24 protein-coding genes are annotated in these 23,197 nt (G+C 50.2%); 15 read left to right on the top strand and 9 right to left on the bottom strand.

Annotated elements, in window-relative coordinates; translation table 11 throughout:
* Positions 1 to 80: 80 nt before the first annotated feature.
* Positions 81 to 869 carry an SDR family oxidoreductase gene (locus tag A5320_RS18875; protein ID WP_068068778.1) on the top strand — a complete coding sequence of 263 codons (789 nt, stop codon included), beginning with the start codon at positions 81 to 83 and terminating at the stop codon, positions 867 to 869.
* Between the two features lie 106 nt (positions 870 to 975).
* Here A5320_RS18875 and A5320_RS18870 read toward each other — a convergent pair whose 3' ends face one another.
* Positions 976 to 1,359: an acyl-CoA thioesterase gene (locus A5320_RS18870; RefSeq protein ID WP_068068775.1), complete on the bottom strand. Its 384-nt coding sequence runs from the start codon at positions 1,357 to 1,359 to the stop codon at positions 976 to 978.
* A gap of 278 nt (positions 1,360 to 1,637) precedes the next feature.
* Between A5320_RS18870 and A5320_RS18865 the strand changes: the two genes are divergently transcribed.
* Entirely contained in the window at positions 1,638 to 2,660 is a 1,023-nt protein-coding gene (locus A5320_RS18865; protein ID WP_157606077.1) for a tetratricopeptide repeat protein, read from the top strand.
* Positions 2,661 to 2,699: 39 nt separating this feature from the next.
* Here A5320_RS18865 and A5320_RS18860 read toward each other — a convergent pair whose 3' ends face one another.
* Positions 2,700 to 3,383 (bottom strand): nitroreductase family protein, encoded by a 684-nt coding sequence (locus A5320_RS18860; RefSeq protein ID WP_068068769.1) that lies wholly within the window; start codon positions 3,381 to 3,383, stop codon positions 2,700 to 2,702.
* Between the two features lie 274 nt (positions 3,384 to 3,657).
* On the opposite strand from A5320_RS18860, the gene A5320_RS18855 reads away from it, so the two are divergent.
* A complete protein-coding gene (locus A5320_RS18855; protein ID WP_068068766.1) occupies positions 3,658 to 5,130 on the top strand; it encodes an OmpA family protein in 1,473 nt (490 codons plus the stop codon).
* A gap of 66 nt (positions 5,131 to 5,196) precedes the next feature.
* Here the strand turns inward: A5320_RS18855 and A5320_RS18850 are convergent, their stop codons facing one another.
* Together A5320_RS18850 and A5320_RS18845 are read right to left on the bottom strand one after the other, a co-directional pair.
* Entirely contained in the window at positions 5,197 to 5,742 is a 546-nt protein-coding gene (locus A5320_RS18850; protein WP_068068764.1) for a hypothetical protein, read from the bottom strand.
* Between the two features lie 89 nt (positions 5,743 to 5,831).
* On the bottom strand, positions 5,832 to 6,920 hold the full coding sequence (locus tag A5320_RS18845) for a putative sulfate exporter family transporter (protein ID WP_197490187.1): 1,089 nt from the start codon (positions 6,918 to 6,920) through the stop codon (positions 5,832 to 5,834).
* A gap of 96 nt (positions 6,921 to 7,016) precedes the next feature.
* Here A5320_RS18845 and A5320_RS18840 point away from each other — a divergent pair, with 96 nt between their 5' ends.
* On the top strand, positions 7,017 to 7,910 hold the full coding sequence (locus tag A5320_RS18840; RefSeq protein ID WP_068069112.1) for a LysR family transcriptional regulator: 894 nt from the start codon (positions 7,017 to 7,019) through the stop codon (positions 7,908 to 7,910).
* A 54-nt stretch (positions 7,911 to 7,964) separates the two neighbouring features.
* On the opposite strand, the gene A5320_RS18835 is transcribed toward A5320_RS18840, so the two are convergent.
* Positions 7,965 to 8,936, bottom strand: a complete 972-nt coding sequence (locus tag A5320_RS18835) for a M14 family metallopeptidase (RefSeq protein ID WP_068068758.1) — start codon at positions 8,934 to 8,936, stop codon at positions 7,965 to 7,967.
* Between the two features lie 210 nt (positions 8,937 to 9,146).
* Here A5320_RS18835 and A5320_RS18830 point away from each other — a divergent pair, with 210 nt between their 5' ends.
* Together A5320_RS18830 and A5320_RS18825 are read left to right on the top strand one after the other, a co-directional pair.
* On the top strand, positions 9,147 to 9,485 hold the full coding sequence (locus tag A5320_RS18830; RefSeq protein WP_068068755.1) for a YajD family HNH nuclease: 339 nt from the start codon (positions 9,147 to 9,149) through the stop codon (positions 9,483 to 9,485).
* Positions 9,486 to 9,526: 41 nt separating this feature from the next.
* The gene (locus tag A5320_RS18825) at positions 9,527 to 10,120 is read left to right on the top strand and encodes a GNAT family N-acetyltransferase (protein ID WP_231916783.1); all 594 of its coding nucleotides are present in this window, start codon (positions 9,527 to 9,529) and stop codon (positions 10,118 to 10,120) included.
* A 42-nt stretch (positions 10,121 to 10,162) separates the two neighbouring features.
* Here A5320_RS18825 and A5320_RS18820 read toward each other — a convergent pair whose 3' ends face one another.
* Positions 10,163 to 11,734 (bottom strand): glycosyltransferase, encoded by a 1,572-nt coding sequence (locus tag A5320_RS18820; protein WP_068068752.1) that lies wholly within the window; start codon positions 11,732 to 11,734, stop codon positions 10,163 to 10,165.
* A 290-nt stretch (positions 11,735 to 12,024) separates the two neighbouring features.
* On the opposite strand from A5320_RS18820, the gene A5320_RS18815 reads away from it, so the two are divergent.
* From A5320_RS18815 to A5320_RS18795, 5 genes are all read left to right on the top strand, one after another.
* Entirely contained in the window at positions 12,025 to 12,852 is an 828-nt protein-coding gene (locus tag A5320_RS18815; protein WP_068068749.1) for a hypothetical protein, read from the top strand.
* Positions 12,852 to 13,289, top strand: a complete 438-nt coding sequence (locus tag A5320_RS18810) for a hypothetical protein (protein ID WP_068068746.1) — start codon at positions 12,852 to 12,854, stop codon at positions 13,287 to 13,289. Before A5320_RS18815 ends, A5320_RS18810 begins: the two co-directional genes overlap by 1 nt.
* Positions 13,289 to 13,537 (top strand): hypothetical protein, encoded by a 249-nt coding sequence (locus A5320_RS18805; RefSeq protein ID WP_068068743.1) that lies wholly within the window; start codon positions 13,289 to 13,291, stop codon positions 13,535 to 13,537. Before A5320_RS18810 ends, A5320_RS18805 begins: the two co-directional genes overlap by 1 nt.
* Before the next feature lie 26 nt (positions 13,538 to 13,563).
* Positions 13,564 to 13,779: a hypothetical protein gene (locus A5320_RS18800; RefSeq protein WP_068068740.1), complete on the top strand. Its 216-nt coding sequence runs from the start codon at positions 13,564 to 13,566 to the stop codon at positions 13,777 to 13,779.
* Between the two features lie 93 nt (positions 13,780 to 13,872).
* Entirely contained in the window at positions 13,873 to 14,922 is a 1,050-nt protein-coding gene (locus tag A5320_RS18795) for a metal-dependent hydrolase (protein WP_068068737.1), read from the top strand.
* A gap of 9 nt (positions 14,923 to 14,931) precedes the next feature.
* Here the strand turns inward: A5320_RS18795 and A5320_RS18790 are convergent, their stop codons facing one another.
* Positions 14,932 to 16,584, bottom strand: a complete 1,653-nt coding sequence (locus tag A5320_RS18790) for a hypothetical protein (RefSeq protein WP_157606074.1) — start codon at positions 16,582 to 16,584, stop codon at positions 14,932 to 14,934.
* A gap of 249 nt (positions 16,585 to 16,833) precedes the next feature.
* Here A5320_RS18790 and A5320_RS18785 point away from each other — a divergent pair, with 249 nt between their 5' ends.
* Positions 16,834 to 17,577: a substrate-binding periplasmic protein gene (locus tag A5320_RS18785; RefSeq protein ID WP_068068732.1), complete on the top strand. Its 744-nt coding sequence runs from the start codon at positions 16,834 to 16,836 to the stop codon at positions 17,575 to 17,577.
* Positions 17,578 to 17,581: 4 nt separating this feature from the next.
* Here the strand turns inward: A5320_RS18785 and A5320_RS18780 are convergent, their stop codons facing one another.
* Positions 17,582 to 19,048 carry a hypothetical protein gene (locus A5320_RS18780; RefSeq protein WP_068068730.1) on the bottom strand — a complete coding sequence of 489 codons (1,467 nt, stop codon included), beginning with the start codon at positions 19,046 to 19,048 and terminating at the stop codon, positions 17,582 to 17,584.
* Positions 19,049 to 19,353: 305 nt separating this feature from the next.
* Between A5320_RS18780 and A5320_RS18775 the strand changes: the two genes are divergently transcribed.
* From A5320_RS18775 to A5320_RS18765, 3 genes are all read left to right on the top strand, one after another.
* Positions 19,354 to 20,433, top strand: a complete 1,080-nt coding sequence (locus tag A5320_RS18775; RefSeq protein ID WP_068068727.1) for a glycerol-3-phosphate dehydrogenase/oxidase — start codon at positions 19,354 to 19,356, stop codon at positions 20,431 to 20,433.
* A gap of 117 nt (positions 20,434 to 20,550) precedes the next feature.
* The gene (locus A5320_RS18770; RefSeq protein WP_068068724.1) at positions 20,551 to 21,093 is read left to right on the top strand and encodes an RNA polymerase sigma factor; all 543 of its coding nucleotides are present in this window, start codon (positions 20,551 to 20,553) and stop codon (positions 21,091 to 21,093) included.
* Between the two features lie 38 nt (positions 21,094 to 21,131).
* Positions 21,132 to 21,503: a DUF6768 family protein gene (locus A5320_RS18765; protein ID WP_068068721.1), complete on the top strand. Its 372-nt coding sequence runs from the start codon at positions 21,132 to 21,134 to the stop codon at positions 21,501 to 21,503.
* A gap of 81 nt (positions 21,504 to 21,584) precedes the next feature.
* On the opposite strand, the gene argA is transcribed toward A5320_RS18765, so the two are convergent.
* Entirely contained in the window at positions 21,585 to 22,907 is a 1,323-nt protein-coding gene (argA, locus tag A5320_RS18760) for an amino-acid N-acetyltransferase (protein WP_068068718.1), read from the bottom strand.
* Positions 22,908 to 23,197 lie beyond the last annotated feature (290 nt).

Genomic DNA, 23,197 nt, shown 5'->3' with positions numbered 1-23,197 from the left:
GAAGTCAAAGTGGGCAGACAATTTACTGGCAGTACTTAATCAGATCAGTACCAACCCATAAATTCAGATGAGGAATTATCATGTCTACAACGTCAAATATCGTCGCTGCAAATGCTTTGAATGCAACAGACAGCAACATCCGCAATAAAGTTGTGGTGATCACCGGTGCCAGTAGTGGCCTGGGTGAAATCACCGCCCGCCATTTGGCTGCGTTGGGTGCCCATGTGGTGCTGGGCGCCCGTCGTACTGAACAATTGGCGCGGATCAGTGATGAGATCCACGCGGCTGGCGGTAGTGCCGTCTGGCAACAAATGGATGTTACCCAACCAGCTGACGTCGAGTCGCTGATTGCGCTGGCTTTACAGAAGTTCGGCCGCGTCGATGTGATGCTGAACAATGCCGGTTATATGGCAATAGCGCCGTTAAGTGCGTTGAAAACTGACGAATGGTCGCGAATGATCGACATCAATATTAAAGGGGTTTTGAATGGCATTGCTGCGGCGCTGCCGGTATTTCAGCAACAAAATAGCGGCCATTTTATTAATGTCGCCTCAGTGGCCGGGATCAAAGTGTTTAGTCCGGGCGGTACTGTCTATAGCGGCACCAAGTTCGCGGTACGCGCCATCACTGAAGGCTTACGCCATGAAGTGGGCAGCAGTATTCGCACCACGCTGATTTCGCCCGGTGCCGTTGAGTCCGAGCTGAAATTAGGCAGTTCAGATCCGGCCAGTCAAGACGCGCTGCAGCAGTTTTACCAATTAGCTATTCCGGCAGAAACTGTGGCACGGGCTGTAGCTTATGCCATGGAGCAGCCAGCGGCTGTGGATATCAGTGAAATTGTGTTGCGGCCAGTGGCGCAGGAATTCTGATCGCCGGCACGAGCAGATACCATATAGATATCCCAAGCATCAGCAGCAGGTTTAACCAAAGTTGCGAATAGTCGCTACGGTTAAACCTGCTGTGTTTTCACCTTGGTTATAGCGCCAGCAACTGCGCCTTAAGAGTTTCTGTTAACGCCGCACTTTGTTTGGCGTTGAAATCATAATGCACCATTACCGCTACGCCGCTGGCGCAGTGTTTGCCCAGTTGCCAGGCCTGCTGGCTGACGTCAAAAGAGCTGGTGCCAACCCGGCTGACCCAGGTTCGGATCTCCACCGGTTCGCCATAAAATAGTTCGGCATGAAACTCGACGCTGAACTTGGCCAGAATTAACCGCCACTGCGCCGGGTTTAATTCTGGCGTAAATAGCCGGAATAGCGGGTCGCGACAACCTTCAAACCAGGCGGCGACCACAGTGTTATTGATATGGCCTAAGGCATCAGTTTCATTAAAGCGCGGTTGAATGGTCTGGCTATACATCAAAAGTTCCTGTTTATTTTCACTGCGGCTACCTTAACCGAAGATAAGCCGTTTTGGCAGTGCGGTAGCAAAGTGCGCTGCGGGCAATCTGTGTTGTGTTTGCTATGCTACATACAGCCCTGCAACTGGCATTTCAGAATTTGAGAAACTTTCGATGCGGCTGATTTACCCAATCAACCTGAATCAACAGCCATGAAGCTAAATCATCGCTAATCAATCATCACTAAAACCCAGAGACATAGCAGCAAGGACGCGCGACAGCGAGAACCGAGGTAGATGTGAACTTCTGTAATAACATCAAAATGATAGCGCTGTTACCTGCGATGCTGCTTAGCTGGCACAGTACTTTACTGTATGCCGCGCCGCCGCCAACCGCCGAGTTGTATCAGCGAAGTGCTGCAATGTTGGCGCAAAACCCGGCGCAGGTGATTAGCAACTTTGAGCAATCGAATAGTGCGTTGCCGCAGGCGCCGCCCTGGTACCAGCGTGACTGGTATTTGCTGGCAGCCCGGGCTTACACCGCACGCAATTTGTTCCCGCAAGCCCGCGACAGTTTAAGTCGGGCTGACGCGCTGGTGCCAACAGGCATTGCTGCCGGGGAAATCGCATTAACCGCCGGTTTTGTCACTTATCAGCAACAGTTTCGGCAAGGTGCCCGTTTTTGGTTTAATTGCGCCGATAAATTCCCCAATCCGCCGGAATCAAGGGCCAAACTGCTGCTGAATCTGGGCATTGTCGAAGCTTTTGCCGGAGATTACCAAAGCGCCATGACCCATTATCAGCATGGACTGGCGCTGGCTGAGCAACACAAATTTACCACCTTAATCCCGATGTATCTGAATAGTATCGGCAATTTGCATTGGCGGCTGGCACAGTACGAACCAGCCATCACCGCATTGCGGCAGGCCACTTTTCAATATGCCAGGCTGAACAACAAAGTGTCGCAAAGCCGCGCCGGGGTGAATTTACTCAATGTGCTGGTCACCATGGACGACTGGGAGCGGTATCAGCGGTTATATCCGGGAATTGAACAAGCAGTGGTGGAATCTAATAACAATGAATTCAGGCTGATGCTGAATATTTTTGAAGCGGTGCGACAACGCGCCGTCCGAGAGCCGTTAAGCTTGTCCGACGCTGAATTAATCAAGCTGATGTCAGAGTTAAAGAACATCAACTTACAGGGCACGACGCAGTTGCTGGCGCATAAAATCAAACTGGGCTGGCAAGCGCCGAAGGTGCCGGTCGAGCCGCCAGAGCAACAACTGCGGTTGCCAAATACTGAAGCATTATGCAATGGCTGACGTGTTAGTCTGGCGGCGTTTTTGATTTAGTGTTGGCTGCTATGACCTGGTGAGCATGGTGCAAACAGTTTCAAACGGTTTTTTCTTCAGCGCATGTGCAGGCACCGTTGCGTCCGCCGCCGGATAACCCACCACCAGCAGCATATAAGGCCGATCGTTGTCGTTGTCGCGATTGCAAATTTTGCTTAAAAAGCTCATCGGTTTTGGCGTGTGCGTCAGTGTCACCAGCCCGACCTGATGGCAGGCCTGAATTAAAAAGCCAGTCGCAATACCCACAGATTCATGTACATAGTAATTGGTGTCGCTGTCGTTATTGTCGATGCCACCACGTTTTTGCGAGAAAATCACAATCAGCCATGGCGCTGTTTCCAAATACGGTTTATGCGCATCTGTGGCTAAAGGTTTCAATGCTTGCAACCATTCTTCACCAGCGCGACCACCATAAAAGCCCGCTTCCTGTAATTCTGCTTCCTGGCGGATTTGTTGTTTCACCATTGGATCGCTAATCGCCACAAAATGCCACGGCTGATGATTGGCACCACTTGGCGCACCGGCGGCAATTTGAATCACTTGTTCAATCACTTGTTGCGGCACCGGCTCGTCAGAAAAACTGCGCACTGTATGCCGGCGTTGCATCAGCGTCAGATGCGCCGCCGCCCGTTGTTGCATGGTATCGCTGTCGACCCGTTCAAAATCGGTGAGGGGGAAATGTTGTTCGGTCATCGTCGGCTCCGCTGTGATGATCAGCAACGAGTGCTGAGTTTGTAAAGTTAAAAGTAAATTCTATGTAAGCATAAAGTTTTCAGAACAACAAGTACGGCCAGTTACGGGCATCATGGACGATTGAACCCGGCGGTCGATTGCCATGTACCGATAACGTTTCCAATATGCAACTTCAGCTTAACCTTATATTCAATTCATAATATATTCAGCCACTGGCGGTCATCTTCAGCCGCAACACTATGAACACCATCGGTTTTTGCAAAAAGGACTTCGCATGTTATTCACGATCGCCCGCCCATTTGTTACTTCTGCTGTTTTCTGTGTCGCAACTGCGATGAGTTTAAGCTCGTTGCTGGTCACTTCAGTACAAGCAAATGAACTAGCCCATCCGTTGTTTAGTGCCTACCCAGGTGCTGATCCAGAATATTACCGTCACATTGATTATGATCTGTTCCAGCTGCCAAATAGCGCCGTGGCTGCTGACAAAACTTTTAGCAGTATCACAGCGCAGGGTGCCGTTACTCGCCATCTGTATGAAATTAAACAAGTCTCTTCGTTGCAGGTGTATCAAAATTACCTGCAAGCACTTAAAAACTCCGGTTTTAACATAGTGTTCAGCTGTGAGCTGGCCGCTTGTGGCTATGAAGAAGGGCAGGCTATTGGCGCCGGGTTGTCGATTCGCGAAAGTGTCTATAACTACTTCCGTAAACCTTATTATGTACTGGCTAAAAAAGATGCCGCCGCAGGCCCGGTGTATGCGGCCTGGTATGTAGGCAGTTATGAAGAGAATGTCTGGGCCCAGCAGGTGATCATTGAAGGCAAAAAACTGGCCACGGACCTGATCAAAGTGGATACCACGGCGTTAGCGGTGAAAGAGCTGCAAGTAGCGGCCATTTCTGCGGACGAGCTGGCCAAAGATCATCCGTTGTTATCGCGTTATCCGGGCGCCGACTTAGAAGGTTTTGTAAAGGTCGATACTGAAACCTTCAAAGTACCAGTGCCGGGTAAACCTGTTCTGAATTTACAAGGTGATTTAGCCCGCCACACTTATGAAATCGATCAGGTATCCAGCCTGAAAGTGTTTGAAAACTATCAGCATGCACTGCACCAAGCTGGCTTTAGCACGCTAGCGCTTTGCAAATTGGCTGAGTGTGGTGACACCAAGGCCGCCGAAACCTTGGGCGGAGCTATTTCGGTGCAGGACTCGGTCTACAACTTCCATCGCAACCCGTATTACCTGCTGAGTAAGCTCAGTGTCGGCGGACAGGATCATTATGTGGCGCTGTTTATCGGTGCTTATGACGGCAAAGTGCGGGTGCAGCAGCTGATTTTATCGACCAAAGCGGTGCAAACCGATTTAGTTAAAGCCGACGCCGGCGAGTTAAAACGGCAATTGGATAGTTCTGGTAAGGCGCTGATTTACGGTATTTATTTTGATACCGGCAAGGCTGAAATCAAACCAGAGTCGGACGCTGCGCTGGCCGAAATTGCCAAGTTATTGCAGCAACACAGCAGCTTAAAGCTCTATGTGGTGGGTCACACTGATGACACAGGTGATAGTGCCGTCAATCAAAAATTATCCGAGCAACGCGCCAATTCGGTCGTCAGCAAACTGACCGGCAGTTATCAGATTAATGCCCGCCGGTTGCAGGCGCATGGTGTGGGGCCTTTGGCGCCGGCCAGCAACAATACCAGTGCTGCCGGGAAGCAACTGAATCGCCGGGTTGAGCTGGTGCAAAAGTTGTAACCTGGATCCGTGGCTGAACCCGAGCCAACAGTAAAACCGATACAGAAGCTCCGGCAAAAGCGTTGTTTAAGGCTTCGGCGCTGTCGTGGCCAGCTTTTCACCCTGAAAGTTTTTCATCACCGATAACGTATTGGCCCAAAACATAATGCCGCTGCGATCGCGGCGTTTTACTGCACTTTGTAGCCCTTGTTTTGCTTTTTCGGTGAAATTTAGTTGTTCGTTGTCTTGCGTTTCGGTGCTGGACGAACTGCCGGTTTTTGCTGAATAAGTCAGTGCTTTAAAGGCGGTTTCCTGCTCGCTGGTGAGCTTGCCGGCGGCTTTGGCTTTGCTTACCCAGTCGTTGAGCTGGCTGCGGCTCATCTGGGTAAAATCGAGATTAGTTCTGGGTTTGGTGGTCGTGCTGTCGTCTTCACCGGTGCTGGGGTTGATGACAGGTTTGCCGGGGTTAGTCACCGGGGTACTGCCGGTCGATCCCGTCGGGTTGGGCGATGGCGTGAAAGTGCTGTCAGCTGGCTTGGTGGTCTTATATTGAGTGATGTGTTGCCCAGCACGGATTTGTTGCAGGCTGTAGGACAAGGATTGATCTAATTTCACGATGCTGGCCAAAGACATAAAACTTGCAAAGTTTTTGCAACTTTAGTGCCAATAACAACGACAAGAAATTGGCAATGCCTAAGTTATGGTACGCGTTCACGTATGCGCTATAGCATCAGCAGTGCCAGCCCGAACAACAACAGCATGACCAGTGCGGCAAAGCTAAATAACCGTAAACTACACTGGCGTAAATCCTGCGCTCTGGTCTGCAGACCGGTTGCCAACATGGCAAATACCAGACAGCCTTGTGACACTATGCTGGCAAGATGTTGCAGCCATGCCGGGATCGTCACCAGTAGTTGCAACAGCAGCAAGCCAACAAAAACCAAAATAAACCATGGAAACACCACTGCGCCTGACGGATCCTGTTGATGCTGCTTTTTGTGCTGCAACAGACTAAGCCAGCATAAAAACGGCAATAACAAACAGACCCGGCTCAGTTTGGCAATAATGGCCTGCGGTGCATCGTCGGCTAACTGACTGCCTGTTGCCACTGCTTGTGCGACTTCTGGTGCGGTACTGCCTATCAACCATGCCAGGTCGGCGCTGCCAAGCCATGGTTGTTGCAATAAAACGCTATAAATACCAAGCGCCAGTAATCCCATCAAGAGCACTGCCGCCAGACTTTGAGTCAGATAGCCCTGCGCTGATTGATTAGTTTGAGACTGAGAATTTTGCGATGACGACCGCACAGCATGAGTGGCAAAAATGGCCGAGGTGCCACAAAAACTTAAACCGGCACTGACCAACAGCACCAGTTCCGGCGGCAATTTAAACCAGCGGCAGCCGATCCATAACGCCAGTGCCAGGACCATGACTACTAACATAAGCAATTTCAGCAATTGCCATGGTTCGATGTTTAATAAGGCCGTTGGGGAAATATTCAGTGCAAACAGCACAATGCCAAGGCGTAATGCCAGTTGTTGCCAAAACGCCAGCGCCTGTTTTGCCGCTGGTTCTGCCAGCGATGCTAAACAGCGTTGTCCAGCGTTGTTAAAGCCCAGCAACAACGCCGCGGCCAAACCCAAGATTAAAGCCGCAAATACCGGATTGAAGCGCAATTGCCAGCCTGGAAAAACCTGATACCCAACTAGCAGCAACACTGTTAGCCCTAGCAACAGCAGCGGCGCTATCTGTGCTGGCATTTGTGTTTGCCAGTTGGCGCGGTTGAACAGTAACTGGAATTTGGGTTGCATCAGAAACATCGCTGAGTCGATTCACATCCGGCTATTGTAGTGAAGGATAAAAATAACAATAATGGATTTATTCAATTTGATGCATTGGTAAATCGAATGAATTACCCCAGTCCACGCCATTGGTTATTGTTAGATGCGATTTGCCGCTGGCAGAGCTTAAGCAAAGCGGCCGACAAACTGGCCCTTAGTCAGCCTGCCGCTAGCCAGGCGTTGAAAGAGCTGGAGCAGCGCCTTGGTTATCCGTTGTTTTTGCGGCAAAACCGCCAATTGTTGCCAACTCAGGCCGCGCTCGATTTATTACCAAAACTGCAGCAGTTATTACAATTGCAGCAAGAGCTGGTTGACCCTTCGCCGGCACGCGGTGAATTACGGCTGGTCGCCAGCGAAACCATTGGATGTTATCTATTGCCGGCGCTGTTGGCGGAATTTACGACGCTTTATCCAGACATTGGTTTTCAGCTGCAGATTTGTAATAGCAGCGAAGTGCAAATGCAGTTACGCCAGCAGCAAGCACAGCTCGGTTTTATTGAAGGGCCGCTGCTGAGCTCTGAATTTAGCGTGCAATACTGGCAGCAAGATCAGCTGGTGCTCATTGGCTCGCCGCACTTTCATACCGCTATTGCTGAAGATGGGGAGCCATCAGCCGCTGCAACCGCCTTACAGGCTGTGCGCTGGATAGTGCGCGAACGTGGTTCAGGTACCCGTGCTGTGCTGGAAAATGAGCTGACGCGCCTTGGTTGGACGCCGGCAACAGTGTTGGAACTGCAACGGCCAGAAGCGATTAAACAAGCTGTAAAACAAGGGCTTGGCATCGGCTGTTTGCCGCTGTTGGCGGTGCAGGACGAAATTGCCGCCGGTCAGTTGTTGTTGCTGCCAAACCCGCTGCAGCTAAGACGCCATTTAAGTCTGGTGTTGCAACCCGGTTATCAAAGCCCGTTGCTGCAGACTTTCCTGGAGTTTTTACAGCAAAAGTCGCAGCTGATGCCATAAGCGTGTCATCGGGTTTCGCATCAAACCCGATGTCATGCTGATAAAACAGCCTGCTTACACCGTGGCCGTCAGCGCAAAATCCAATGCTGTCACTACTGTAGTGACTTGCGCCAGATTACACTCTGCCGGTGTGGCATTCGGGCTGTCCGGATAGACTTCAGTGGTGGTGACAAACTTCGCTGCCGTCAGGCCGCCACATAAACCCAGCGCTTTTTTCGGATAATGGATCACGCCAAATTGCTGCAATGGTTCGCCAATTAAACAACCATCGTCATCGGCTGGGGCGATTTGAGTGACTTTTTCAACGGCTGTAATAATTGCGCGCTGAAAAGCCGGTTGCGGGTTGTCCAGATCGTCAACCAGATAAAAGCCATCCGGAATATTCCAGTTGGTATTGACCGTGCCATCACGCGCCGCTTTGGCCGGGCGGAATTCGCTATTATCAGAATCGGTGGTTTCATGTAAATCGACATGCACTAACACATTTGCCAAATATGGTTGCAGCAACTGCATCACAGCGGCAGCTTCTTGTGCCGTTCCGGATTCTCGGCCTGCCGCATTAAATGAGCGATTGGGGTCTACCGCATGCGGGTTCCAACGGTTGATGGTTTCAAACCCCCAAGGGCTGATGCAAGGCAATACCAATAAATTCATCTTGTTATTGGCATATTGCGTAAAATTCCCGGCGATAAAATCTAATGCGCCCAGCACGCCACTGGTTTCATACCCATGCACACCGCCGGTCACTAACGCTAAAGGCTTATCAGTTTGCCAATCTTTACTGCGCACTGCATACAATGGGTATTGGCCCAAGCCAAATTGTTGATAGTCCAAAGTGCCGTATTGAATCAACTCAGCCTGGGCGCAGATGTCCGGTTGTTGTAGCAAGGCAAACAATGGCTGTAATACCAGTTGCTGGTAACTACGTTTGATTTGTTGCTGTGAGCGCCATAAGCTGGTTTCGGCCTCGCTCCAGGGTTGGCCTGGGGTGCCGATGGCATAAAGTGGCGGAGTTACTGCTGTCATAAAACACCTTCAATAAACCACAAAAAGAAGCCGACTATATCAGCAAATCTGCCAGCAAGCAGGCGCGACCAGTGTATAGCGAAGTAAAAAAGACTTGAGGCAAATCAATGATTGCTTCACTGCTGAAGGCTGTTAAAATCCGACCATCCAACCAGGTGCATTGTTGCATCTGCAAACCAGTATTGATCAGAGAAGTTATTCAGGACAGTTATGAGTAAAACCAGCAACGGCGCACAGGCTTATCAACAACAGGAACAAGGTTATCGCGATAAAGCGTTAAAAATGTATCCCTGGGTTTGTGGTCGTTGTGCCCGGGAATTTGTCTATTCCAATTTGCGTGAATTAACGGTGCACCATATTGACCACAATCACAGCAATAACCCGGCCGATGGCAGCAACTGGGAATTATTGTGTATTTATTGCCACGACAATGAACACAACAAATACCACGAGTATGTGATGTATGGCGGCACTTCTGAACAGAAAACCGCGGCGGCAACACATAACCCATTTGCCGATCTCAAAGCGCTGCTGAATAAACCGAAATAACTACATCTAAGCCTGCAGCAACTGCCAACCGGAGCAAAACCGTGACCCAAACGACAGAAATTCTGCAAGTCCCCGATTCTGCGCGGCTGCGTTTTCGCTTATTTGATCGTGATGATGCACAGCCCTTATTTGAGCTGGATCAGGACCCGGAAGTGATGCGGTTTCTGAGTGCCGGTGTTTGTACCACGATGGAGCAAATTGAACAGCGGATGCTGCCCAGAATGCTGGCATATCGAAATCCCGCTTTGGGTTATGGTATCTGGCAAGTCACGACCCGCGCTGATTGTGAGCTGTTGCCAGCTTGTTATATTGGCTGGATTTTAGTGCGACCGATGGGCTTTTTTACCGAAAACCCGCAGCTGGATAATCTGGAACTAGGCTGGCGGTTTAAACGTGAGTCCTGGGGTTTTGGTTTTGCCACTGAAGCAGCTAACGCCGTCGCTGAAGCTGTGGCGAAGCATGCAACGGCACAACAACAGCCGTTGCGCTATTTATCCGCGCTGGCGGTGCCTGATAACCAGCCATCCATTGCAGTGATGCAAAAATTGGGGATGCAGTTTGTCAGTCAGCGCTTGCATCATGATCCGATGTGGACGGCAGAGGTGGTGGAGTACTGCAAAACACTGACGGTTTAACCTGCTGGGTTCAATCACCAGTTTATTTTTTCATTCTATGCCCTAAGCAGCCGTCAGTCCGGAATTGCCATCGTATTGTAATTGCTGCAAATAGGCGTCATAGGTCAGCAACAGTTCCTGCACTATTGCCGCTGTGTCTGTGGCCTGTGCTGCAGTCTCCAGACAAATATCCTGATAGGCCACGGCGAATTCCGCATCGGTCAGGTACTGCTGAATAAAAGCCAGCCGATCGGCATCGGTTTCAAACACAAAAGGGTCGCCAATATACTGGTAGACGTCACCAAAAGCGTGCGTAAGCACCGGAATACCAAGACTTAGCGCTTCGACCGCTGAAGTGCCGCCACCCTGGCGTTTGGGATTGAGCATAAAATGACAATCGGCAATCAGGTCAATGGCATTGCTGATGCGGCCAGTAAATAAAGTGCAGTGCTCAAGCGTTGCCGGGTAATCGGCAATGGCGGTTGGACCTATCAGCACAAAAGACGCTTGCGGGTACTGTTGTTTAATCGCGAGCATGGTTTGCATAAATTCACCACGAATTTCATCTTCCAGCCGATAACCCACCACCACAAATTTCAGCACTTTGTCGTTAACGCTGCTGGTTTTTACACAATCAAACTGCCTTAGCCGAAACGGCAACCGGCTGCTGAGCACCGGGTGCTGGATACCCAGGGTTTCGACTCGCTGCTGGTCGTGTTCTGTCAGCTCGCGATGCAGTACCGGCACCGCATAAATGGGTAGCACCAGTGCGGTGACGCAAGGCACACTCAGCACTGGCCGTGCTTTGGCAATAAATTCCAGCACCGGGTTCAAGCCGCCAACGCCGATAATAAATCTGGGGTTTAGTTGGTTAATAAAGTTTACTAAATCAACCAGATGGGCAGGATCATCCATCGGTGTGGTTTGCATAAAATCAAATTGTTGTCCCCAGCACTTAACTGCGGAACCGGCCGGATTGGGCTGAGTTTGGTTCAGATCCAGATCAAACAAGGTATTGCTGGCAAAATATTCATCGCGCACTGTGCCAAAAAATACCGGTGTTGGCATTGGGTACACCAGATGGGTCGATTTGGCGACGGACGTGGTGCAAATCACAATAGGGTGCATGCCAATCTGTTTCAGAGCACTGGCGTAATTCAGCACGGTTAGCGTTGGTCCGTGCAGCGATGAGACAAACTGATTAGTGATAAACACCGCAAATTCTTCGTTGCCATTGCCCTGGAGCGGTTGCACCTGGCAACGCCCGGTATTTTCGCGGCAGAATGATTCAATGGTCAGCCGGTACAACGGCGCCAGATCCAGTCCAACTGAGTTACCAACAAAGGAAGAACGCATCAGCTGGCTATACACCATGTTTTGCTGCAAAAAAGGCAACTCGCTGAATAACCGGGTAAAGATTTCGAAATCAGCGGCGTCGGCTCCCAATAAGATGAAGTGCAGTTGTTGCCACAGTTGCATCGCTGGCGAGGTGGGCTGAAATTGCTGTAACAGTGCAATTTTGTCGGCCTCGGTTAAAGGCTCAAACTGCAGCGTTTCATAAGCGTGAAATTCGCCGACGGGCCACAAACAATTGGGTTGGTATTGCAGGTCATAATTATGCAGAATTTGTAACATAAGGCAGACGTCCCTGGCCTTGGTGCAGCGAAAAGTTCTTCCTCCTATCTTCTGAGCTCAGCTTGTGGCTGTCAAGAATAAGTTACTTTAAAATCAATAAATTGCTGTGAGGTAGTAGGGGGTGACGATTTTTTGGGAGGTGCCATAAGTGGCACAATTCAAGTGCATGACTTTTACCTGGCTAAAACTCTGTTAGGCTAATGAGAGATCACGTTGGCTAAGCCGCTGGCCCATACTGCGCTGCTTCGCGGCATCTATGTAACGACTGACTTGCAGCTGGAATGTACTGAATGAAATTGTGGCTGGCTTTGTTGATGATTCTGACACTCTGTCCGCGATTGCCGGCTGAGCCTTTGATTGTGGTGGATTCAGTAGCCATTTTAAAAGCCGCGCAGTCAAGCGAGAATCCGGAAGGGTTGCTGCTAAAACAAGTACTAGCGTTTTATCCGGACAGCTACCGCACAGAAAGTCTAAGTCGAAATCGTGCCAGAGCATGGATTAAAACCTCCGGCAATGCCTGTATTCCCTGGTTAAAAAAGACCGCAGCGCGCGAGCAGGAATATTTATTTACGTTACCTTATATGGTTGAAGACGCCCTGCTGCTGGTGATGCTGAAAAACTCAGCCTGGCATCCAAGGTTGCAAGCGATGCAGCGGGCGGGTCAGTTATCGTTGCATCAGTTATTGCAGTTACCGAAAGGTCCGTTGCTGGGAATAGAGCTGAATCGTAGTTATGGCGAGCAGCTTGATCTGCTGCTATCGCAGAATCGGCATAGCCGTGCTTTGTACACCAGAACCAGTTCCAGCGAAGATATGGGCAGTATGCTGCCGATGTTAGAACGTGGTTTTATTGATGGTTTACTGGAATATCAAAAAGTGGCCAGTCGCGCGCGACTGGAATTCACCTATTATCGGATACAGAAAGCAGAGCCGGTCAATTTGGTGTATTTCGCCTGCTCCAAAGGCAAGCAGGGGGAGGCTGTGGTGGCTGGTCTTAATCAAGCCATCCGTAAAGTCAGTCTGTTGCCCGAATATCAAACGCTGGTGTTGCAAGGGATAGCGCCCGCACAACAAACCGGTGCGTTAGCATATTGGCTCGATCAACTGAGGTCAGAATAATGCCGCAAATAAAGCCGTTTTTGACTATCGCACAAAGCAGCGATGCGCTGTATGTCAGTTTTGTTGGTGTACATGCTGATGAACTGACTGCCCGATATGCCGCGGAACTGGACTTTTTTTGCCAGCAGCTGGCAGGAAAACGCTGGGCCCGGATTGTCGATTTGCGGCAATGGACTGTCACCGCAGCGCCTGCACAGGAGCAGATGGTGCAGTTGCTGAAACTTGATATCGCGCGCGGGTTGAGCCTCGAATATGTGTTGCCGCCACCCGAGGTGATTGGTAACTGGCAAGTGGCAAAAACTCTGGCACAGTTACCAGCCCCTGAGATTTTTCATCGGATTACTGACCCAAAGCTGGCACTCGAAGGGCTTGCTGCTGCTGGCTTTTCTACGGCGTTTGGCGCACCTCGACGCTTTGAAATTAACGTGCTGTTGTGATGTTTGCCAGTCCAATTTTCAGAATTTGGTTTATCAGCGCACTTCTTTGTTGGCTGGTGTTGTTTATTCCAGTAGCCTTTGTTGGTTTTGTGCTGGGTATGCAGCTGCTGCAACAGATCCCGGTCTATATCATTCAGGCGCTGTTTTTAAGTTTGATCACCAGTTTTGCATTGATTTACAGTATCGGTGCGCATCGCGGGACGCGGGTGCAACTGCTGGCGCCAGCTTTTGCAGACAAGGCCTGGTAGTTGCTGATGTTGCTGGCAGGAGGCATGTGAGCCAGTTTATTTGGCACAGACGCCGACATTATTTTATACACCTTGCTGGTCAGCTGGGTTATTTCCTATTGGTGAATCCGTCACTGGATAAACTGATTTGGGCCAGCGGTTTTACCATCGTGTTGTCACTGCTGTTTTATACCTTGTTAAAACACCTGGTCAGGAAGCAGACTCAGGCGCAGCAGACGGCGGAAACATTGCAAACTTTGTGACGAATGGGTCGTGACAGACCTCGCATAAATCCTAACACAAGCCGGGTTGCTATCAGGCTCCACCCGGTAACGAATGAACCCAACAGGAGCTTCATGGATTCTCTTTCGCAAATTGCTTTGGGCGCGGCCGTCAGTGTCGCGGTATTCCGGCGTAAACAGCCGGTATGGCAATCCGCCTTGCTGGGTGCCGTGGTTGGAACCTTACCCGATCTGGATGTATTGATTTCCCACGGCGACCCAATCAGCGATATGACTTACCACCGCACTGAAAGTCATGCGCTGTTTTATCTGACGCTCATTTCGCCGCTGCTGGCTTGGCTGTGGCTGAAAATCGGTCGCAGGCCAGGGCTATTCAAAACCAGCCTATTGGCAGTGTGGCTGGTGCTGGTGACCCATCCGCTGCTGGATATGTTAACGATTTACGGCACCCAGCTTGGCTTGCCGTTTACCGATTACCCTTATGGCACCGGCAGTGTGTTTGTCATTGACCCGCTTTACACGGTGCCGTTATTGATTGGTACAACGTTGGTGCTCGCCGGACGAAGCTTACGCTGGAATAGTGTGGGGTTGCTACTAAGTACGGCTTACCTGGGGTTTGGCCTTTTGGCGCAGCAACAGGTTACAGCGTTGGCGCAATCGCAACTACCATCACAGATTCATTCCCTATCGGCCGCAGCTGGTTCTAATACCAAATTGCTGGTGACAGCAACACCTTTTAATACACTGTTGTGGCGTTTATTGGTGGTTGAGGAAGGCCAATATTTCGAAGGGTATTATTCACTGTTGGATAAAACCCAAACCATTCATTGGCAAGCCTATCCGCGTGATGCGGCGTTATGGCAACAGTGGCAACAGCAACCAGCCGTGGTTCGCCTGCACTGGTTCAGCCATGGTTTTGTCACGCTGACCAAGCAATCTGATCAAGCGCTGGTATTAACCGATCTGCGGATGGGCATGGAGCCTGGTTATAGCTTCCGGTTTTTATTGCCGCTGGATGCGCAGCAGCAAGTCCGTGGTTTACCCGAACAACTGGAGATGCCGCGGGACGACCGGGCTTTTCGCTGGTTATACCAACGTGCTTTGGGAAACACTGATCTGAGTCTGGCGCAATATTTACAGCAAAGTGCAACTGCTGGCAGGTAATCGATTTCATCAATTGCCACCAGCCTGGTGTAAAGGTTGTTGGCTTGGTTGCCACCAGCGCAGGCGTCGTAACTGTGCTTGCAGTTTGGGGTTTTGGCTTTGTGAAAATGCAGCGATGATGTCGGGTGATGGAGCCCCGTGGTGGCGATAGTGACGCTGCAATTGCATCGTCAATACTTCGGCAGGTGCTTGATAGTTCAATAATTGCTGCAATACATATTCGCTACGCTGCTCTGGTGGCAACAGGATAAGTTGTTGCTGTGCTTGCCGGATAAACGCCTGCCATTGCTGTGATTCAAGCAGTAATTCAAGCTGTTGTTGCAGTGTATGCAGCTGGATAGTTTGTTCAATCTGTGTGGTATTCAGCCGAAAACGGCTTTGCAGGGCGGCGCCATAATGTTGAGCGGCATCGTCCAGTGATAACAACACAGAGCCAAGCTGATACAGCTGGTTACAGTGTTGTCGAATGACGATATGCTGCTTAAATTGTTGATTCGTTTTTATAATGGCATCGGATATTTCAGAAGCTGAACCTATGTGCATCAGGTCTGTGGCTGCAGAAGCAGTGTTTAACCCGGTTCCGGCCAGTTGCTGACTCAGCTGCAAAGCATCGTCTTTTGGCAACAGCAATAACCAACTGGTCAGGCTGGTGAACTGCCGGGGTAATAAACCTTGTTTGATAAAATTCCGGATCAAAGGTAATCGATCTATGAGTTCAGGCTCGGTGGCGGGAAATGGCAATACATCAAAAGCATTCAAATCAGCCGCCGATATTAACGCCGGTACACCCTGCGCCTGCCAATAATCATACAAAGCAACGTTGCCATCAGCGGCGGCCTGTAAGGTCAGATTATTGCGGCGGTACTGATGAAACCACAGTTGCTGCCGATCGCCGGTAAAGGCCATATTCAGGGTGTCGACCAGCGGGACCGGTAGCTGCAGCGCCGTGGCTGCGACCAAATCAGCAAACACCGGTTGCAGGCCACTTTCAATCAGTTGTTGCAGTGTCAGCGGGCTGAGATTTGGATCCGCCGCCAGAATAGCTGTCAATAAAGTTTGACCATGCCACGCCAGTTGTTGTGGCGCTACATCCGCCTGCAATGCAGCCACCACCGGCCGATAGTTGTGGGACAACGCTGCTTTTAGTACCAATAATGCCAGTGCGCGTGGTATAGCGCGTGGCTGTTGTTCAAAACGGATCAGGGTATTGGGGTTCGCCGGATAATCTGCGCGTTGTTGTGCCATTAACAGCATATCGCCGCCCAGCTGATGAATAATAACTGCGACTTCAGCGGCTATGGTGCCATTTTGCTGCAACTGTTGGATCAACTGAAAACTTTGCTGTTTTCGTTGCTGTAAGATTTGTTTTAATTGATGTTGCATCACGGCGCTGTTGGCACAGCTGTCTGCAGCTTCGGCTACAACATCAGCGCTGCTACCCGGCGTCGCTAGCGCGTTGCCAGAAGCGAGAGCAACAGTGCCAGTGCTTGCTCCGCTGTTTTTCTTTGCCGCACTTGTATCAGTTGTGTCGCTGCTGAGGGTATTGTCGGTCACAGGGGGATTCAGAGAGAAGATAGTCCCGTCTGCTATCCACCAGCCCAACGTCAGCAGAAGCGCCGCGGACACGAACAGTCGCCATGGCCGAAACTTTGTAGTTCGCATCTTCATCCCTGATCCTCCACCACAGTTAGCGACATTATTTAACATATGCGTCCGACCCTGCCAAGATTGCAGTTGTCACAATGCACAGCTGTATTGACGTTCCTGAGCTTACTACAGATTATTCACATAAATGTGAAATAAATGATTTAAGTTGTTGATGTTCTTTGGTTTAGCCAGGTTTGAATGGCACTGGCGTCCTTAGTAAATCATCCTATGCTTATGTAAGTTTGGGGCCTGCAGGAAAGGTACATGCGGTGTTATGGGTGGTTGCTGGGGCTTAGTTTCCAAGCACTGGCGGCGCCGGTGCAACTGGTCACAGAAATTTTTCCGCCCTATCAACAGTTGAATGCACAAGGCCAGTTGCATGGCTGGTCAGTCGATATTGTGCAACAGCTGTTCTCTGAAGCTGGTTTAGGTTATGAAATTCAGGCGTTACCCTGGCCCAGAGCTGTAAAAATGGCCAATGAGCAGCCGGAAACCTTTATTTTTTCGCTGTTACAAACCGATGAACGTTTAGCCAGATACAACTGGGTTGTCCCTTTGTGTCCGATGCGTATTTCATTTTATGCTGCTGCAGCGCGCCCGGAAGTCGCACCACGTGATATCAGTGAAGCCCGTAATTTTATTGTCGGGATTGAACAGGGGCAGGCCAACTACAAATATTTGTTGCAGCACGGTTTTCGCGAATCTAAAAATCTGGTGGTCGTTGGGCAAAACCATCAGTTGCGGCAAATGCTGGCATTAAAACGAGTTGATTTAATTCTGGTATCGGAAAACTTTGTCGAGCAGCAAAACCGCCTTCATCCCGGACAAACCGAACTGCGAAAAGTGTTCAGCGCAACCGAACTGGAGCGGATGTTGTATCTGGCGGCACATCTGCAAACCACCGCTGAAACAGTGGAACGTTTACAGCAAGCGTATCGACGATTGTTTGCCGAGACCCCGCCGCTGTGTCAGGTTTCCGCCGAAGTTAAAGCTGCAGCCGACAACTAATCAATTAATTGCGGATCGTATCTACCCGGTTCCACAAATTCTGGTTTTTCAAAAAGGTAAAAAACTCATCCGGATGCCAGCACTTGGGAATTAAATCCATCGTGGTGCGTTCTTCCAGGTTTGATACCAGCTTACTCAGAATTTCTTTCAGCCGCTCTTCGCTCATTTTCTCCAGCTTTTGCTGCGCACTCTGGAAATAAAGATTGTTGTCAGCACTGACCACCACATTAATGCCAAAGGTGTTGTAGGTCAGATTGCGGGTGACGGTGCGGCAAATCGGTTGTTCCGGCTCCAGCGGGTATAGACCATTGACGATGGCATACTCGTAGCGATCCAGATCCTGTTTATCGGAGTCTTTTGGAATGTAAGTAATACCGTAACCTTGTGGAAAAAAACCGGTGATTTTCAGCAGACTGTCGACAATCGCCGCCGGATACCAGCCCTTGGTCACACCAGCTTTCAGTAATGCGCTGACTTTGGGGACTTGTTCATACTGGTAATTTGCTTTGGACGGCAGTACCACCGATACATAGACCTGCGGAATTTTCAACAGGTTGCCAATGCCGTCTTCCGGCTGAATGGCACTTTTTAGTAAGTGGCTGATAAAGTTCTGTTTATCCTGCTCCATGTACACAAACAAATCCCGCTCGGCTTTGGAGTTGCCAACATAGGTGTCCAGTCCCAATCCTTCTTTCAGGTAAAGCTGGCTTTGTTCATAACTGACGGTCAGCAGTTGCTGCCGCTCTGTTGGCGCCAAAGTGCGGTATTCATCGAGCGTGCCATCTTCACCGCGTAAAATGTGTTGTGCCTGAGGATGTTGCAGACCAATATCCTGCAACAACAGTGCGATCACCAGGGGTAGCTGCACTTCTTCCAAAAAGGGTGAGTACAGCACTTCACCAGCTTCATTGGCTTGGGTGCTGTCGTTGAATTTGTTTAGCACATAACGGTTTTTAATCAGTTGATCTTCTAACAGCTGATCTAATAACCGAATCGCCAGAATGGCTTTGTAGGCATGTTTGTGTCGTTGGTTGATGATCGCAACATGGCGACCGCGGGTTGAAGACAACAGTTGAATAGTGCCGAGAGCCCGGGCTGACAGCTGCCGCGTTTCCAGTGGTGTATCGCCGCTGATCAACGTTAGCAGTTGCCGCGCCAGCTGCTTTAACTGCCGTATCCGTTCAAGCCGGTTGTCCTGTTGTTGGCGGAGTTTTTCTTTGAGTTGCTGGCGGACTTCCTGTAAAGCAGTTTCGAGTTTGCTGCGTGCACCTTTGTTGGCATCATCGAGCCGGCGCTGTAAGGTTGTTTCCCGCTCCTGGAGCAGATCAATTTCCTGTTGCTCGACACCGGAAAAATAATAGGCTGCCTGCTCATACACTGAGTCTTTACGCGGTGTTGCATCATATATTTTGCTCAGCAAATCTTTGACACTTTTAGTGGCCGCAGTATTGCCAAACTGAGATTGATTCATTGAGTTAAGTCCTTGCCAACACATCTGCCAGCGGAGCAGTCAGAGTAATTTCCTGCGACTTCAGCACATCAGTTCCGGGCAGTCGATGCAATAAATAAAGTTCCTGAGGTTGTGGGTAGCAGCATCTAGAATTTGTCACACTGCGGTACCGCAAGTTCAACAACTCTAGCTGTTTTTAATCACGTTGCCACTGTTTCCATTCAAGATGAATATACCGCAACTGACGGGCAATTTGTTGCTGAATTCGACAAATGCCAATTAATTTGCTTTGCTGTAACAATAGCTTAGCGAACAGGTGACACAAAGTGCGGATAGCGGTGATCGGCGGTGGCATTAATGGTCTGGCATCAGCGTGGCAGTTGGCGCTGGCCGGGCATCAGGTGGAATTATTTGAACGTGATGCATTGATGCAAGCAACCAGCGCCGCTTCCAGCAAGTTGCTGCATGGAGGTTTGCGTTATCTGGAGCAAGGCGAGCTGCGGTTGGTGCATGAATCTTTACAGGAGCGGCGCTGGTGGATTAAAAAAGCCCCCCATCTGACGCGGCGTTTACCCATTCTTTATCCTATTTATCGTGCTGGCCGCCGGCCGCGCTGGCAGTTAAAAATTGGTTTATGGCTGTATGATTTATTATCCGCCCGCAAAGGTATTGGTCGCCATCGTTGGCTCAATGCTGAACAAACTTTGCGCTGCAGTCCGGGTTTAAAAGCTGAAGGATTAACGGGGGCTTTTTTGTTCTTTGATGGTCAGATGCAGGACCAGCAACTCGGTCTTTGGGTGGCGGCGCAGGCGGAAAAACAGGGCGTTGTGATCCATCAACATTGTCCGGTGCAGGCGGTGACTGCCAATGCTGCGGTGCAACTTCAAGGCGAAAGTGCGTGGCGGCAGTTCGATCGGCTGGTGAATGTGGCCGGGCCCTGGAGTAATCAGCTGTTAGAACAATCGGCATTGCCAGTGCCACAAAGCCTGGATTTAGTCCGGGGCAGCCATCTGCTGTTGCCACCGCTTGGCCGGTACGGTCATATGTTAGAAGTTCCGGGTGAAGCCCGGATTGTGTTTGTGTTGCCTTATCAAGGGCTGACACTGCTTGGCACCACCGAAGTGCGGCAAACTCTGGCTGAGCCAATTGTGTGCAGCGAAGCCGAACGCTGTTATTTGCTTGATCTTTATAATCATTATTTTAGAACTCCCCGCAGCACTAACGACATCGTGCGCGAATTCGCCGGTGTACGGCCTTTGCTTGGTGGCAGTGATCAGGTCAGTACCGCTAGTCGTGAATACAGCATGCATTGGCAACACCATTTACTCACCGTCACCGGCGGTAAATGGACCACCGCCCGCGCCTTGGCCAAACAAGTGGTGGCGCAAGTTGCGTTGTCGGATTGACGTGAGCATGGCTGGAGTGAAAAAGTAACTTCAGTAAAAATTTTTCTGCATCAACGAACCTGAACCTGGGTTGCCTCGTCTTTTGTGGGTCGATAGTTTTTTTTGCCCAAGGAAAATATGACCAAAGCACAGCTTGATTTGTTAGTGCTGGCGTTTCAGGCCGGTGATGAGCGGGCTTTGACGCTGCTCTATCAGTTTTATCAGCGCAAGCTGCGATTGTTTGCTACGTCGTTGTCAGGTGATCCGGTGGTGGCTGATGATCTGGTGCAGAACGTCTGGCTGAAATTGAGTCGGCGGATATCGCGACTGGATGACCCCAGAGTGTTTGTCAGCTGGCTGTATAAAGCAGTGCGCTGGGAAGTGCTGGACTGGCAAAAAAGCGCGGGTCAGCGTTTGGTGAATTCTTTGTGCGAACAAGAGGCCGCAACCTGGCTTGCACCAGAACCTGCTGCGCAATATTCGACACTCCATCAGGCGATGAGCGAGCTGGATGGTGGCAGCCAGCAGTTGTTGCAACTGCATTATTTTCATCAGTTGGAGCTGACCGAAATAGCGCTAGTGCTGGAAGTGCCGCTTGGCACGGTGAAATCCAGATTGCACCGGGCGCGACAACAACTGAAAGCACAGCTGGGTGACGAAAGCCTGGGCCTGGACGATTGACGACAGCTGTTTCAAATTACCTTCATAAGGATTTAACCATGAGTAACTTCGATAAAAAAATTGAACAGGAACTGGCGGCACAAGCTTACCAGTTGGATAAACTGATGCGTGAAGAACAAGGGCTGGGGCCAATGATCCGTTCCGGTTTTAACGGTGGATTACGACCTTTGATGATTATCGCTTATCTGCTGGCGATCTTGTTGGCCGCGGCGATTGTGTTTTGCGGTTATCAGTTTTTGACCGTGCCAAGCGCTGAACAAAGTTACTGGGGTGTCTGGTTGCTGTTGGCGTTTCAAGCGCAAATGGGCACCAAAATCTGGATCTGGCTGGAGATGAACCGTGCTTCAACGATGCGGGAAATTAAACGGCTGGAGCTGGCTGTGGCGCAATTGACTTCAACAAACAACTAGCAGCAATTGTAAACTGTGGGGTCAGCGTCAGTTGTTAACAAAACTCTGTTAACAACTGACGCTGACCCCTGAATTAACAAATCAGGTTAAATCCAGCGCCAGAATTTTTGAGCGGCGTTGATAGTTGTACAACTGCTGCTTTTTCTCCGGCAGATCTTCGACATTTTTCAGCTCAAAGCCGTGTTCCAAAAACCAGTGAATACTGCGGGTGGTTAGCGCAAATAAAGTCTTGTATTTGCGCTGCCGCGCCAGCTGAATGATGTTTTTCAAAAGCAAAGTGCCCCGGTCCGCATCGCGGTAATTTGGGTGCACCGCCAGACAGGCAAATTCGCCGACGTTTTCTTCCGGAAACGGATAAAGCGCGGCGCAGCCAATCACCAGACCGTCGCGTTCAATCAGCACAAACTGGTCAATTTCCATTTCCAGCTGTTCGCGCGAACGACGGACCAGCAAACCTTGTTGCTCCAGCGGCCGGATTAAATCCAGAATACCGCCGATGTCGTTGATGGTGGCGGCGCGTAATCGCTCAGCCGCTTCGGTAACAATCTGGGTACCGATACCATCACGCGAGAACAGTTCCTGTAGTAAAGCGCCATTCATGCTGTTACTGACTAAATGGCAGCGTGGAATACCAGCACGGCTGGCGCTGATCGCAGCATGTAAAAACGCCAAAGTCGCGGTGCAGGCGCCGGGTTGTTCTTCTAGTGCCAGCATGATTTTTTCAGCATCGTTTGGCATTAGTTCGGCGATAATCTCACCCATTTCGTCGACGATACCGCCAATGTCGGTAAAGCCAATCATTTTGTCGGCGCGTAGTTTAGTCGCAACCTGGGTGGCAATTTCTTCGGCGGTCAGGTTAAAACTTTCGCCGGTTACCGAGGCTGCGACTGGCCCCATCAATACAATACAGTTTTGATCCAGCTGACGACGAATACCGGCGACATCTATCCGGCGCACGCGGCCGCTGTGGTGGTAATCAATGCCTTCATCGACACCTAAAGGCTGTGCGATGACAAAATTGCCACTGACCACGTTAATTTGTGCGTTATGCATTGGGGTATTGGACAAACTCATCGACAACCGCGCGGTGATATCCAGCTGCAGCGCGCCAGCCACTTGTTTGATCAGACGGAAGGAATCATCGTCGGTGACCCGAATGCGATTGTGGTATTGCGCGGCCAGACCATTTTGCTCGAGCGCCTGGTTAATTTGCGGCCTTGCCCCATACACCAGCACAATTTTGATACCGAGACTGTTTAACAGAGCAATGTCATTGATAATACTGCGAAAACCCGGTTGGATCATCGCTTCACCGCCCAGCATTACCACAAAGGTTTTGCCACGGTGTGCATTGACATAAGGTGCCGACTGGCGAAATCCATCAACTATTTCTGTGGTACGCACGCTCTGTTTGATTCCTTCTCGGTAAATTGTTCAAGTACTAAGGTTTATATCCCTGCATCTTTAATGATCTTGGGTATATATGACATTTGAATGAACACAGTGTAGTGGAAAATCACCGCGACAGTGTTGACGGCGGGGTCAGCACACCGGATCTGCGGCGGGACAGGTAATGACGCGCACTTTAAATGAAATGTGGATAAATATCCAACAGTAATTTGTGGTTTTTATGGTGAAATTACTTGGTTGTCCATGGTTTCACGAGATGGTTGCTTCGCAGTTGGTTCGGTTTG

The organism is Rheinheimera sp. SA_1 (assembly GCF_001669775.1).
Taxonomy (GTDB): Bacteria; Pseudomonadota; Gammaproteobacteria; order Enterobacterales; family Alteromonadaceae; genus Pararheinheimera.
This window is presented reverse-complemented; position numbering and strand designations above follow the sequence as displayed.

What these genes read in the sequence shown, in the direction of transcription:
- A5320_RS18875 (WP_068068778.1), top strand. Translation starts at nt 81, where the DNA reads ATGTCTACAACGTCAAATATCGTCGCTGCAAATGCTTTGAATGCAACA.
- A5320_RS18780 (WP_068068730.1), bottom strand. Translation starts at nt 19,048, where the DNA reads ATGAATCAATCTCAGTTTGGCAATACTGCGGCCACTAAAAGTGTCAAA.
- A5320_RS18845 (WP_197490187.1), bottom strand. Translation starts at nt 6,920, where the DNA reads ATGCAACCCAAATTCCAGTTACTGTTCAACCGCGCCAACTGGCAAACA.
- A5320_RS18765 (WP_068068721.1), top strand. Translation starts at nt 21,132, where the DNA reads ATGAGTAACTTCGATAAAAAAATTGAACAGGAACTGGCGGCACAAGCT.
- A5320_RS18790 (WP_157606074.1), bottom strand. Translation starts at nt 16,584, where the DNA reads ATGCGAACTACAAAGTTTCGGCCATGGCGACTGTTCGTGTCCGCGGCG.
- A5320_RS18850 (WP_068068764.1), bottom strand. Translation starts at nt 5,742, where the DNA reads ATGTCTTTGGCCAGCATCGTGAAATTAGATCAATCCTTGTCCTACAGC.
- A5320_RS18870 (WP_068068775.1), bottom strand. Translation starts at nt 1,359, where the DNA reads ATGTATAGCCAGACCATTCAACCGCGCTTTAATGAAACTGATGCCTTA.
- A5320_RS18835 (WP_068068758.1), bottom strand. Translation starts at nt 8,936, where the DNA reads ATGACAGCAGTAACTCCGCCACTTTATGCCATCGGCACCCCAGGCCAA.
- A5320_RS18860 (WP_068068769.1), bottom strand. Translation starts at nt 3,383, where the DNA reads ATGACCGAACAACATTTCCCCCTCACCGATTTTGAACGGGTCGACAGC.
- A5320_RS18795 (WP_068068737.1), top strand. Translation starts at nt 13,873, where the DNA reads ATGGATTCTCTTTCGCAAATTGCTTTGGGCGCGGCCGTCAGTGTCGCG.
- A5320_RS18830 (WP_068068755.1), top strand. Translation starts at nt 9,147, where the DNA reads ATGAGTAAAACCAGCAACGGCGCACAGGCTTATCAACAACAGGAACAA.
- A5320_RS18785 (WP_068068732.1), top strand. Translation starts at nt 16,834, where the DNA reads ATGCGGTGTTATGGGTGGTTGCTGGGGCTTAGTTTCCAAGCACTGGCG.
- A5320_RS18820 (WP_068068752.1), bottom strand. Translation starts at nt 11,734, where the DNA reads ATGTTACAAATTCTGCATAATTATGACCTGCAATACCAACCCAATTGT.
- A5320_RS18810 (WP_068068746.1), top strand. Translation starts at nt 12,852, where the DNA reads ATGCCGCAAATAAAGCCGTTTTTGACTATCGCACAAAGCAGCGATGCG.
- A5320_RS18770 (WP_068068724.1), top strand. Translation starts at nt 20,551, where the DNA reads ATGACCAAAGCACAGCTTGATTTGTTAGTGCTGGCGTTTCAGGCCGGT.
- A5320_RS18840 (WP_068069112.1), top strand. Translation starts at nt 7,017, where the DNA reads ATGAATTACCCCAGTCCACGCCATTGGTTATTGTTAGATGCGATTTGC.
- A5320_RS18815 (WP_068068749.1), top strand. Translation starts at nt 12,025, where the DNA reads ATGAAATTGTGGCTGGCTTTGTTGATGATTCTGACACTCTGTCCGCGA.
- A5320_RS18805 (WP_068068743.1), top strand. Translation starts at nt 13,289, where the DNA reads ATGTTTGCCAGTCCAATTTTCAGAATTTGGTTTATCAGCGCACTTCTT.
- A5320_RS18855 (WP_068068766.1), top strand. Translation starts at nt 3,658, where the DNA reads ATGTTATTCACGATCGCCCGCCCATTTGTTACTTCTGCTGTTTTCTGT.